This window comes from Evtepia gabavorous, from assembly GCF_003425665.1.
GTDB lineage: Bacteria > Bacillota > Clostridia > Oscillospirales > Oscillospiraceae > Evtepia > Evtepia gabavorous.
In genome coordinates, this window is the sequence record NZ_QQRQ01000002.1 from 153874 (window position 1) to 166040 (window position 12167).

Sequence of the window (12167 nt, forward strand, 5' to 3'; positions counted from 1 at the left end):
CCGCCGGAAAAAGGAGGAGAGCCTTTGAAAACCGCAGTCGTTACAGACGGAAAATACCGCGCCTCCCTGGCCGCGGTCCGGGCGCTGGGAGAGGCGGGCTTTCGGGTGGTTGTGACCCAGACCCGGGCAGAGGCCACTGTCACGCCGGCCTCCTTTGTCTCCCGCTTTGCCGCGGAGACCCGGTGGATTCCCGGCTCCTGCCGGGAGGCGGACTACGGCACCCGCCTGCGGGAGCTGCTGGAGGCCTATGACCACCCTGTTCTCTTCTGTACCGGGGCGGACACCCTCAACCTGGTCAGCAGCCGGCGGGAGGAGCTGGCCCGGGCGGCGGACTTTCTGGTGGCGCCGCAGCCGGTGCTGGATGCCCTGAACGACAAGGAGACCGTCCACCGGCGGGCGGTGGAACTGGGGCTTCCAGTCCCCCGGGAATATGACGAAATGCCCGACCGGTTTCCCGTGGTCATCAAGCCCCACTGCGGGGAGAAGGCGGGCCTTAAGGCCAGGGACCGGTATCAGATCGCCCGGGACCCAGGCGAGTATGCCCGGCAGTACGCGGCCATGCGCCGCTATGACCCGTCCCCCATTGTGCAGGAAAAGGTAGAGGGGCCGGGAGAGGGGGTCAACCTGCTTCTGGATCAAAGCAGCCGGCTGGTGTGCGCCTTCTGCCACCGGCGGCTGCGGGAGTATCCGGTTACGGGGGGACCGTCCACCTGCTGCGTCAGCTTTTATGAGGAGACCATGATCCGTCAGGCCTACCAGCTGCTGGCCTCCTTTGGCTTTGTGGGCATGGCCATGGTGGAGTTCAAGGGGGGACGGGTGCTGGAGGTGAACCCACGGGTGTGGGGGAGCTTTCCCATGAGCACCTGCTGCGGCAGCCCCTTTACCGCCCTGTATGCCCGGGCGGCCCAGGGGGAGACCCTCTCCTACATGCCGGAGGACTACCAAGTGGGGGTGAAGATGCGCTACCTTTTCCATGATGGCGCGGCCACCCTGGGCTATCTCCGGCAGGGGGACTGGCGGCGGGCCCTGGCTGGGGTGGCGGACTTCTTCCGCACCCCGGAGGCCCTGTACCGCAAGGACGACAAGGGGGCCTATCGGGCCTACCTCCGCAACAGCCTGAAAGGCAGATGATATGAGACTGACACTGGATTTGCACCTCCACTCCCAGGCCTCCCCGGACGGACGGATGACGGTGGAGGAGATTGCCGCCGCCGCCCGGGCCAGAGGGCTGCACGGGGTGGCGGTCTGTGACCACGACGTGGTCTACACAGGGCCCACGGAGGTGGACGGCGTTCTGCTGATTCCGGGGGTGGAGTTCTCCACGGAACACGGCCACCTTCTGGGCCTGTTTGTCCGCCAGCCCATGGTCTATACCACCTGGGAGGAGACCACCCAGGCCGTCCGCCGGCTGGGGGGACTGACGGTGCTGGCCCATCCCTTTCAGCACCGGAAGGAGGAGGGGAAACTGGTGCCTCTGGTTCCCTATCTGGATGGGATGGAGACCTGGAATGGCCGGGCCAACCGGAAGAATCCCCAGGCCAACGCCCAGGCCGCGGCCTTTGCCAAGGACTATGGGCTGATCCCCACAGCGGGAAGCGATGCCCATCTGGCCCAGGAGATTGGCAACGGGACCATCACCGTGGAGGCTGCGGACAGGACCCTCCCCGCCATTCGGACGGCGCTCCTGGACGGAAAGGGCTGGATTACCGGGGAGGAAGGCTCCTCCCTCTGCGTTGCCCGGAGCCAATATACCAAGTTGAAAAAGACCCATGCCCCCCCTCTGCGCTATGGAAGGTGGGCGGCGTTCGCCCTGAAATGTGCCTGGGAGGATCTCAGAAGAACGCGGAGGAAAGGAGAATAATGGCATGTCCTTAATCGTAAAAGTGGGAAAGGCGGGCAAGCGCGTTGTCAAGAAGTTCTTGCCTGAGGAGAAGCACCATGTGAGCTACACCCGGCGGATAGAACGGGTGAAGACCAGGGAGCGGGTGGTGGCCATGACCTTCGACGATGGTCCCATGGACCTGCCCTCCAGCCCCGATAAATTTGACGGAAAGGCCCTGACCGACATCCTCCTGGACACGCTGGGGGAGTATGGAGCCCAGGGCACCTTCGACGTGGTGGGGGACACCAGTGAAAACTATCCTGACACAGCTGGCAAAAGCGGCCAGGCGGACTGGGGCGGCGTGCGGTATGACCACTACCCGGACATCAACCAGGACGAGCGGGGCGGCGCGGTGCACAACCAGCGGCTGCTCCGCCGGATGCTGGACGAGGGGCACCAGGTGACCAACCACGGGTACCGCCACGTCCTGTTTGGGAAAAAGCCCTTTGTCTACGGCAAACGGGACCATTTCCACGGCTTGGACCAGGTGGTGTCCGACCTGACCCGTCTGCACACCCTGCTGAAGGAGACCTACGGTTATGAGATGACCATGGCCCGCCCGCCCCACTATGTGGATAAGATCGAGGGGGGCTTTACCAGCTACGATGCCTATGACCAGATGGGATACCTCTATCTGGCCGCTGCCTTTGACGGGGCGGGTTGGCTGCCGCTGCACCACGGCTCGGCCCAGGAGAGCCTGCGGGCGGAGGTGGAGGCCATGGTGGACCCCATGCGGAAGGTGCTGGAGGCGGACCCCGACGGATTGGCCGGTCAAATCATTTTCCAGAAAGACGGCTACAACATGTGCCGCCGGACCCCGGTGGCCTTTGGCTTAAAAAAGCAGCTGGAGCTGCTGAAGAAGTATGGTTATCAGGTGGTCACCGTCCAGCGGCTCATGGAGTACAGCCCCTTTGCCGATGTGGGCCGGGAAGACCCCGGCTTTGAAAAGCTGGTCCGCCTCCAGAAGACCCGGGGGATTGTCTACTCAGACAACCGGCTGCGGCTGGACGCCCCTATGACCTGGGGGGAACTGGCGATGCTGCTGGCCCCCCGGGGGGAGGCCATTGACCGCCGGATTCAGAAAATCCGGGAGACCGGCACAGCCCAGCACGCCAACTGGGGCGCCATGGACTGGTGCGCCGAGCAGGGGATTCTGAAGTACGCCATGGACCCGGATGGGGCGGTGAGCAGCCTGCCCAGCGCATATTTTGCCCCGGCCAAGGGCTTTACCCGCCGGCAGGTCTACGAGGCCTTTCGGGAGTGAGCCGCAGGGCCGGGGCGGAGACAGAAAGACGGAACGTGACAGGAGGGATCGCAATGGAGTTTATCAAGCTGAGCCTGGAGGAAGAACTGGCGGTGGTCACCATTGACCGCCCCAAAAGCCTGAACGCCCTGAACAGTCAGGTCTATCGGGAGATCATTGCCACCCTGCGGCAGGTGGAGGCCATGGACCAGGTTAAGGTGGTTATCCTCACCGGGGCAGGGGAGAAGGCCTTTGCCGCGGGGGCAGACATTGCCCAGATGGTCCACGAGGACGCCGTGGCGGGCCGCCGCCTGTCGGGGCTGTGCCATGAGGCGGCAAACCTGCTGGAGTCCATGCGGCAGGTGACCATTGCTGCGGTCAACGGGTTTGCCCTGGGGGGCGGCTGTGAGCTGACCCTGGCCTGTGACCTTCGCATTGCTGCCGACCACGCCCGGTTCGCCCTGCCCGAGGTCACCTTGGGCATCATTCCCGGCGGCGGCGGCACCCAGCGTCTGGCGCGGATCATCGGAGTGGGACGGGCCAAGGAGCTGATCTTCACCGGGGACCAGATTGACGCCCAGGAGGCCTACCGCCTGGGGCTGGCCAACCATGTGGTGCCCCGGGACGAATTGATGGAGACCTGCCGGGCCCTGGGAAAGAAGATTGCCTCCCGGGCCAGCTATGCCGTTTTTCTGGCCAAGACCGCCATCAATTCCAGCCAGGAAATTGACCTGAAAAACGGCGCGGAGCGGGAGAAGGATTTGCTGGGCCTGGCCTTCGCCACCCGGGATAAACAGGAGGGAATGGAGGCGTTTTTGGCCCGCCGGCCCCCGCGTTTTCAGGATTTTTAAGGGCAGAAAAAAAGTTGCCCAATTTGGAACCCCTTGAGAATCAAGGACTTTTTGAAAAATTTTGGACCGATCCCCCAGGGATCGGTCCTTATTTTTGTGAATGGTAACGAAATCGTGTCTTAAAATTAACAAATTGGTTACAAAAATAAACGAAGCAGTGACAAAGAGTATAAAAATGGGTAACAATTAGAAACAAAAATTTGGACAATCCTGCTAAAGCGGCGGCGGATTTTTACCGGTTTCCTCCGATTCCGGGAATTTGCCAAGGGGGGCGGCCTTCGTGTATAATGCCCCCTGCAAGCGCCGCCGGGGCCGAGAGAGAGAAGGACCCGGCAGCACGAAGAAGCCAGGAGAGCACGCCGGAGCGCCGCCGGACACGGGCGCTTGAAGAGCGGCGGCGGGGGTGCTTTCCGTGACGACAGGAGTTTATGATGAAAAAGTTTTTGATTGCAACCCTACTGTGTATGGCGCTGACCGTGACCATGGTCCCTATGGCCTTTGCTGCGGACAGCAACTATACCGAATGCATGGCTGCGATTCAGGAGCAGCGCACCATCCAGGACCAGGCCCATCAGACGGCCGAGTCCCTGCGCAAGAAGGGGTATTCCGACAGCAGCGCCTATGTGCAGGCGGCCAAAAGCACCTGGAACGAGGCGCAGAAGGCCATTGCGGGCTATCAGAAGCTGGCCCAGTACAGCGACGAAGATATCCGCATCCTGACCACCACCGTCTTCCATGAGGCGGGCCACACCACGGAGCAGCTGCGGCAGTATGTGGCCCAGGTGGTGCTCAACCGGGTGGAGGACAGCCGGTTCCCCGACACGGTGAAGGGGGTCATCACCCAGCCCGGCCAGTATTCCACCAAGTATGCCACAGTGGAGGCGGCCAACGCCATCCAGGCCACGGACAGTAAGAATGGTACCTACTATTATGGCATCTGTGAGGATTCTGTGAAGGCGGCCATGATGGGCCAGGTGGAGATGCCCAGCAACGTGCTCTACCAGGCCAACTTCTCCCAGGGTAAGGGCGTGTGGAAGTCCGTCTACTTCAACAGCGGATGGTATGCCAGCACCAGCTATTTCTGCTACGGCTAAAAGTTACAAGAAATGACAAATTCATAACGACAAGATACAAGCCCCCTGGATTCCTCCAGGGGGCTTGTATCTTGGAACAGCGGGGGGATCAGTCTGGAGGAAGAATCTCCAGGATGTGGCCGTCGGGGTCTTGGATGAAGTAGATGCCGTTGGCCAGTTCATCAAAGATCAGCCCCATGGCTTGGTGCTTGGCCTTCAGGCCCTGGAAGTCCTGGGACACGAGGGCCACATGGGGGGTGTCATCCCCCAGGCGGTAGGGCTCGGTCCGCTGGAGCTCCCGGCAGAGCTCCAGCTGGAACGGGGTGACGCCGTCGCCCAGGAAGACCAGGTGCCAGCCCCGGTCCTCCATGGTCAGCTCCCGCTGGGGCGTGAGTCCCAGGGTCTCCCGGTAAAAGGCGACGCTGCGCGCCAAGTCCAGAACCCGGACGCAGGCATGGCTCAGTGTGGGCATGGGAAGGTCCCTCCTTGCGTAAGATAGATTCTTTTTCATTGTAGCACAGGCTCGCGCCCAGGGCAAATTTTTTGAAAAAGGGGAAATTCCCCTATGCAAAAGGGGGAAAATGGGGTATGATAAGGGCAACTATGAAGGAGATTCCCCCTTCGGCGGAAGGGGAGCCATAGAATCACGATCCAAAGGGAGGGTAACCCATGAAACTGACCTTTTTCGGCGCGGCCAAAGCCGTCACCGGCAGCTGCCACTGTGTAGAGGTGCGGGGGAAGAAGATTCTCATTGACTGCGGCCTGCAGCAGGGCCGGGATGAGCGGGACAATGCCGTGTTTGATTTTTCCCCCAACTATATCGACTATGTGATTGTCACCCATGCCCACATTGACCACTCGGGGCGGATTCCGTTGCTGATCAAAGAGGGGTTTCAAGGGCAGATTTTTACCACACGTCTCACCGGCCAGCTGCTGTCGGTGATGCTTCAGGACTCGGCCCACATTCAGGAGCAGGATGCCCAGTGGAAAAACCAAAAGGGAAAGCGGGCGGGCCGGCCCCCGGTGGAGCCCCTTTATACTGTGGCCGATGCGGCCCAAGTGGCCGAGCATTTGGTCACCGCGGAGTATGGACAGATCATAGAACTCTTTGAAGGGGTCAAGATCCGCTTTGTGGATGCGGGACACCTGCTGGGCTCTGCCAGCGTGGAGATGTGGATGGAGGAGGGCGGCGTGGAGAAGAAGATCGTCTTCTCCGGGGACATTGGCAACGTCAACCAGCCGATCATCCGGGACCCTTCCTGGGTCCATGGAGCTGACTATGTGGTCATGGAGAGCACCTACGGCGACCGGAATCATGCACCGGTGGCGTCCTATACAGCGGAGCTGGCCAAGATCATCGACGACACGTTTTCCAAGGGGGGCAATGTGATCATTCCCTCCTTCGCTGTGGGGCGCACCCAGGAGCTGCTGTATTTCATGCGGGAGATGAAGAAGGAGGGGCTGGTAAAGAGCAACCCGGACTTCACCGTCTGCGTGGACTCCCCCCTGGCCAACGAGGCCACGAAGATCTTCTCCGGGGACCTGCGGGGCTACCTGGACGAGGAGGCCCTGGAGGTGGTGAAGGAAGGGGAGCGCCTGTTCACCTTCCCCGGCCTCATGATGACCGAGAGCAGCGAGGAGTCCAAGCTGCTCAACCTGGATAAGAGCTCGAAGGTCATCATCTCCGCCTCCGGCATGTGCGACGCCGGGCGGATTCGTCACCACTTGAAGCACAACCTGTGGCGGGAGGAGTGTGCCATTGTCTTTGTGGGCTACCAGGGAGAGGGGACTTTGGGCCGCCACCTGCTGGAGGGGGCCAAGCAGGTCCGCCTCTTTGGGGAGGAGATTGCGGTCAACGCCTCCATCTATAATTTCCAGGGTCTTTCCTCTCATGCCGACCGGGACCACCTGCTCCAGTGGATTGACCAGGTGAAGGACCCGGCGCCCCAGCAGATTTTTGTGGTCCACGGGGATGCCCAGGTGACAGAGATTTTTGCCAACACCTTGCGGGAGAAGGGCCTGCCGGCTCACGCGCCTTTGTATGAGGAGGTCTTTGACCTGGCCAGAAACGTGATGCTGGCCGCCGGGGTGGAGATCGCCCCCAAGAAGACCAGCTTTGCCTCCACCGGCCGGCCCTCCACGGCGTACCACGAGCTGGAGCTGGCCGCCATGGATCTGCTGTCCATCATCCGGGCCAGCAAGGGCGGCGCCAACAAGGACCTGAAGAAGATGGCAGCACAGCTCAGGGCAGTTACAGAGAAATGGAAGGACGCCTGAGCGGGCGCAGTGTTTGGACAGACGGGCCGTTCCCTTTGGGTGGACGGTCCGTCTGTGTATCCCGGCGGGTTTGCCGGGCAGAGGACGGGGAGGTCCCCAAGAGAAAGGAAGAGAGATGAAACAGATTCTAATGATTGGCACCGGTGGAACCATCGCTTCGGAGATGACCGAGGCGGGGCTGGTCCCCGGGATGTCAGGGGCGGAGTTTTTGCAGTATATTCCCTCCGTGGAAAAGCTTTGCCAGGTGGACTGCCTCCAGGTGTGCAACATTGACTCCACCAATATGACCCCCAGCCACTGGCTGGCCATTGCCCAGGCGGTGGAGACCCATTATGAGACCTATGACGGCTTTGTGATCTGCCATGGGACGGATACCTTGGCCTATACTGCCGCAGCCCTGAGCTACCTCATTCAGGACAGCCCCAAGCCCATTGTCCTCACAGGCAGCCAGAAGCCCATTCACATGGACATCACCGACTCCAAGACCAACCTGCTGGACAGTTTTACTGTGGCCTGTGACGGGCGGCTACCCGGGGTGACAGTGGTGTTCGGCGGGGCGGTGATCCTGGGAACCCGGGCCCGGAAGACCTATTCCAAGAGCTTTGGCGCCTTCTCCAGCATCAACTACCCTGTCCTGGGGGTGGTGCAGGAGGGGCGTCTGGTGCCGTACATCCTGCCCCCGGCCGGCCCGGCCCCCCGGTTTTTCCACGCCTTGAACCAGCGGGTTTCCCTGGTGAAGCTGATCCCCGGCCTGTCGCCGGCCTATCTGGCCTTTGCCCTGGCGGAGAGCGATGGGGTTTTGGTGGAGAGTTTCGGCGTGGGCGGCGTCCCGGCGGGGGACCAGGGGCAGTTTTATGACCTGATCCGCCAGGCGGTGGACCAGGGAAAGATCGTGGTGGTGACCACCCAGGTGCAGAACGAGGGCAGCGACCTGGCGGTGTACAATGTGGGTCACCGCCTCAAGCGGGACCTGGGGGTGCTGGAGTCCTATGACATGACCATTGAGGCCGCTGTGGCCAAGCTCATGTGGGCCCTGGCCCAGACCCGGGACAGCAGAGCGGTGGCGGCCCTCTTTTACACCCCTGTGGCACAGGACATCCTCAGCCGGCCAGAATAGCAACGTCCCCGGTCAGAAAGACCGGGGACATTTTCTTTGCCTGTGCTGGGGTCTATGGCGGCGGGAGGGGGGACACCTGCTGCCCCCGGGTAAGATAGGGAGGCGGCGTGGTCTCCGCCCCATGGGGGCGGGGGTCCAGGCGGTGGTAGTTGGGGGCGGGAGCGGTCCGGAGGGAGGAAAAGGGGATGGGCAGCCCGGCAGAAGTGTAGAAATCGGGGGTGTCCTGGAGCTGGAAATGGAGATGGGGCTCTGAACTGTTGCCCGAGTTTCCGCAGGCGGCGACAGGCTGTCCCTGGCGGACCGATTCCCCCTGCCGGACCAAGAGGCTGCCGGGTTTCAGATGGGCCAGGAGGGAATACTCCCGGGGACTGTGCTGGAGAAGCAGATAGTTGCCCCGGAGGTCTTTGGCGGCGCATACTGCCTTTCGCGGGGAACAGACCGGGCTGTCCGGGGCGCCATCCACTGCGGCGATTACGATCCCGTGGGCGGGGGAGAGGATGGGCTGTCCATAGCAGTAGAAGGAGGAGAGGCGCTCCTCCGGCCCCTGAAAGGAGTTCCCCTGGGCGTCTGCGATGAGAAAGTCGTAGGCATACCGCTGGCTGGGAAGCTCCCAGGTGTGGGAGGTAGCCTGGGTGATCCCGCCGTTGAGGACGGTCCAGCTGCCCTGGAAAGGGAGCCGGTAGGACACCGTCGTATGGAATGTCTCCGGGGCAGGAAGGGTCCCGTGATACCGGTTGGTGGCCGCGACAATGCCGTGGAGCTGACGGAAGAAGACGGCCCACCGCTGAAAGAGGGTCACAGGGTCTTTTCCAGGCAGACCAGCTGGACCCCGGGAATGCCGTTGAAGGCGCAGGGGACGATGGAAACCTCCCGATAGCCCAAATTGCGATAGAGGGCCCGGGCGCTGGCGTTGCGCTCGTTGGTGTCCATGCGGAGGTAGCGGCAGCCGTGTTCCAGGGCATAGGACTCATAAAAGTCCACGAAGCGGGAGCCGTAGCCCCGCCCCTTGGCCTGGGGGTCCACCACCAGGGTGTGGAGTACCATGACCTGTTCCGGGGGGGCGTCCTGGGTCCAGGCGGCCTCGGCGTACTCGGGGACCTGCTCCTGGTTGATCTTGGCGGTGGCCACCAGGCGGCCGTTTTCCTCGGCCACGAACATATCCCCCGCCTGGATGGCGTCCAGGGCGGTCTGCCGGGTGGGATAGACCCCCCGGACCCAGCCCACGGTGGCCCGTCCGGCCTCCTCTTCGGTGTGGATGTGGTCGTAAATGGCGGCAATTTGCTCCAGATCGCTTAGGGTAGCTTGTCGAAACATGGGGTCCATCCTTTCTCTCGGTTTGATTGTTGTTCATTGTAGCATCCCGGAGGACCTTTTTCAATGGCGGGGTGGTTGGTTTTCAGAGGGGAAGGTGAGACTTTGACTTGATGCTCCGGCGGGGATGTGCTACACTGAGGCAATCAATCCAGCAGGGAGGTCAGCAGAATATGCGAATTGTCGTGCTCCATGGACAGAGCCATAAGGGCTCCACCTATCATCTGGCAAAGCTCTTTTGCGACAAACTGGGGGGAGAGGTGACGGAGTTTTTCCTCCCCCGGGATTTTGGCGCTTTCTGCGTGGGGTGCAGCCAGTGCTTTTCCAAGTCGGAACAGCTGTGCCCCCACGCTGACCAGCTCCGGCCGATTACAGAGGCGTTGGATGCTGCGGATGTCATCGTCCTGGCCAGCCCGGTCTATGTTTACCACGTCACCGGCCCGATGAAGGCGCTGCTGGACCACTACGGTTACCGGTGGATGGTCCACCGCCCCCAGGAGGGGATGTTTTTCAAGCAGGCGGTGTGCCTGTCCACTGCGGCGGGGGCCGGAACGCGGCGCACCAACCAGGACCTGGCAGACAGCGCCTTCTTCTGGGGGATTGCCAAGATTCACCGGTATGGCAGAAATGTCCGGGCAGTCTCCTGGGAGCAGGTCAGCCAGGCGCGGAAAGACCGGATGGCGCGGGAGCTGTCTACCCTGGCCAAACGGGTGGAGCGTGGGGTGGGAAAGGTGCGGCCCGGCCTGCGGACAAAGGCGTTTTTTACCCTAATTCGGTGGATGCAGAAGCGGGGCTGGAACGAAGCAGACCAGGTATACTGGCGGGAAAAAGGCTGGACAGGGCGCGCCCGTCCCTGGAGGAAAGCCTGACTCTGCCGGGGGCGAGAGGGGAGGTCCTTGCGCCTAATGATGGACAAATGGATGGATTCGTGTTACAATAACACGGATTATATGCAATTCTCGCCCTCTGGCGGGGAAGTATGACAATGGAGATGCGAAACGGTGCGAAAAGAAATTATGGGGGTGACCTTTGACGATGTCACCCTGGAAGAGGCGGTGGCCGCCGGGGAGGCACTGGCGGCAGGGCCGGGCTTTTCCTATGTGGTAACCCCCAACCCGGAAATTGTAGCGATGGCCCGTCAGACGGAGACGTATCGGGAGATTCTCAACGGGGCCGGCTTGGTTCTGCCTGACGGGATCGGCGTGGTCCACGCGGCGAAGATTCTGGGTACCCCCCTGAAGGGGCGGGTGCCAGGGATCGACTTCGCCTCCGCCCTGGTGGAGAGACTGGCCCGGAGCGGGCTGCGCCTGTTTCTGCTGGGGGCCAAGCCCGGCGTGGCGGAGCAGGCGGGGGAAAACCTGAAAAAGCGGTACCCGGACCTTCTCCTCTGCGGCACCCATGACGGATACTTCCAGACGGACGGCCCGGTGGTGGACCAGATTCGGGCCGCCCGGGCGGACGTGGTCTTTGTCTGCCTGGGGGCGCCCAAGCAGGAGCGGTGGATGGCCCAGTACGGCCCGGAGACGGGGGCCCACCTGATGGTGGGGCTGGGCGGTGTGCTGGATGTGTATGCCGGCCATGTGAAACGGGCGCCGGAAATCTGGCAGAAGCTGGGGCTGGAGTGGTGTTACCGCCTGCTCCATCAGCCCAGCCGGCTGGGCCGGATGGCCAAGCTCCCCCTGTTTCTGCTGGAGGCCGCCCGGGAAAAGGGAAAGCGGGGAAAGCCATGAAGCGGGGGCGCTTGATTGTCATTGAGGGCACCGATGGCTCGGGCAAGTCCACCCAGTTTGCCCGGCTGTGCCGCCGGGCAGAGCACGAGGGCATTGCCTTTCAGCGGCTGGTGTTTCCCCAGTATCAGGAGGAGTCCTCCGCCCTGCTGCGGATGTATCTCAACGGAGAGTTTGGGCGAAAGCCCGGCGATGTGAACGCCTACGCGGCCTCCAGCTTCTACGCGGTGGACCGGTATGCCTCCTGGAAGAAGGTATGGCAGGGGTACTACGAGGCAGGGGGGCTGGTGCTGGCGGACCGGTACACCACCTCCAACGCGGTCCATCAGTCCAGCAAGGTCCCCCCGGAGGAGCGGCCGGCGTTCTTCCAGTGGCTGTTTGACTTTGAATATGGCCGGCTGGGCCTGCCGGAACCGGACCTGGTGCTCTACCTGGACATGCCCACGGAGCGGGCGGTGGACATGCTCCGCCAGCGGGAGAGGGACACCCACACACAGGGGGACATCCATGAGACCGACAGCGCCTATCTGGCCACCTGCCGGCAGGCCGCCCTGGAGGCGGCCGAGCGATATGGCTGGACCAAGATTCCCTGCCTGGATCAGGAGGGACGGCTCCGGCGGATTGACGAGATTCACCAGGATATCTGGCAGGCGGTGCGCCCCCTGCTGGAGACAAAGGAGAGATAA

Annotated in this window: 13 protein-coding genes; 10 read left to right on the forward strand and 3 right to left on the reverse strand. The window is 62.3% G+C overall.

The window, feature by feature from the left end:
- Positions 1–24: 24 nt before the first annotated feature.
- From DV520_RS02365 to DV520_RS02385, 5 genes are all read left to right on the forward strand, one after another.
- A complete protein-coding gene (locus DV520_RS02365; RefSeq protein ID WP_165850020.1) occupies positions 25–1131 on the forward strand; it encodes a carboxylate--amine ligase in 1107 nt (368 codons plus the stop codon).
- A gap of 1 nt (position 1132) precedes the next feature.
- Positions 1133–1861: a PHP-associated domain-containing protein gene (locus tag DV520_RS02370; RefSeq protein WP_117141654.1), complete on the forward strand. Its 729-nt coding sequence runs from the start codon at positions 1133–1135 to the stop codon at positions 1859–1861.
- 4 nt (positions 1862–1865) lie between these two features.
- Complete coding sequence (locus DV520_RS02375) at positions 1866–3146, forward strand: polysaccharide deacetylase family protein (RefSeq protein ID WP_117141655.1); 1281 nt, start codon at positions 1866–1868, stop codon at positions 3144–3146.
- Between the two features lie 53 nt (positions 3147–3199).
- Positions 3200–3976, forward strand: coding sequence for an enoyl-CoA hydratase-related protein (locus DV520_RS02380; RefSeq protein ID WP_021919814.1), 777 nt, complete (start codon positions 3200–3202; stop codon positions 3974–3976).
- Positions 3977–4407: 431 nt separating this feature from the next.
- Positions 4408–5070 carry a cell wall hydrolase gene (locus tag DV520_RS02385; protein ID WP_021919813.1) on the forward strand — a complete coding sequence of 221 codons (663 nt, stop codon included), beginning with the start codon at positions 4408–4410 and terminating at the stop codon, positions 5068–5070.
- A gap of 88 nt (positions 5071–5158) precedes the next feature.
- On the opposite strand, the gene DV520_RS02390 is transcribed toward DV520_RS02385, so the two are convergent.
- Complete coding sequence (locus tag DV520_RS02390) at positions 5159–5521, reverse strand: VOC family protein (RefSeq protein WP_117141657.1); 363 nt, start codon at positions 5519–5521, stop codon at positions 5159–5161.
- Between the two features lie 197 nt (positions 5522–5718).
- Here DV520_RS02390 and DV520_RS02395 point away from each other — a divergent pair, with 197 nt between their 5' ends.
- Positions 5719–7326 (forward strand): MBL fold metallo-hydrolase RNA specificity domain-containing protein, encoded by a 1608-nt coding sequence (locus DV520_RS02395; RefSeq protein WP_117141658.1) that lies wholly within the window; start codon positions 5719–5721, stop codon positions 7324–7326.
- A 115-nt stretch (positions 7327–7441) separates the two neighbouring features.
- Positions 7442–8443, forward strand: a complete 1002-nt coding sequence (locus DV520_RS02400) for an asparaginase (RefSeq protein WP_117141659.1) — start codon at positions 7442–7444, stop codon at positions 8441–8443.
- Positions 8444–8495: 52 nt separating this feature from the next.
- Here the strand turns inward: DV520_RS02400 and DV520_RS02405 are convergent, their stop codons facing one another.
- Together DV520_RS02405 and DV520_RS02410 are read right to left on the reverse strand one after the other, a co-directional pair.
- A complete protein-coding gene (locus DV520_RS02405; protein ID WP_165850021.1) occupies positions 8496–9242 on the reverse strand; it encodes a M23 family metallopeptidase in 747 nt (248 codons plus the stop codon).
- Positions 9239–9757 (reverse strand): GNAT family N-acetyltransferase, encoded by a 519-nt coding sequence (locus DV520_RS02410; RefSeq protein WP_021919808.1) that lies wholly within the window; start codon positions 9755–9757, stop codon positions 9239–9241. Before DV520_RS02410 ends, DV520_RS02405 begins: the two co-directional genes overlap by 4 nt.
- A gap of 170 nt (positions 9758–9927) precedes the next feature.
- Between DV520_RS02410 and DV520_RS02415 the strand changes: the two genes are divergently transcribed.
- The 3 genes from DV520_RS02415 to DV520_RS02425 all read left to right on the forward strand — a co-directional run bounded on the left by DV520_RS02415 (position 9928) and on the right by DV520_RS02425 (position 12167).
- On the forward strand, positions 9928–10623 hold the full coding sequence (locus DV520_RS02415; RefSeq protein WP_117141661.1) for a flavodoxin family protein: 696 nt from the start codon (positions 9928–9930) through the stop codon (positions 10621–10623).
- 132 nt (positions 10624–10755) lie between these two features.
- Positions 10756–11484 (forward strand): WecB/TagA/CpsF family glycosyltransferase, encoded by a 729-nt coding sequence (locus DV520_RS02420; protein WP_117141662.1) that lies wholly within the window; start codon positions 10756–10758, stop codon positions 11482–11484.
- Positions 11481–12167, forward strand: coding sequence for a dTMP kinase (locus DV520_RS02425; protein ID WP_021919805.1), 687 nt, complete (start codon positions 11481–11483; stop codon positions 12165–12167). The genes DV520_RS02420 and DV520_RS02425 overlap by 4 nt, the downstream gene beginning before the upstream one ends.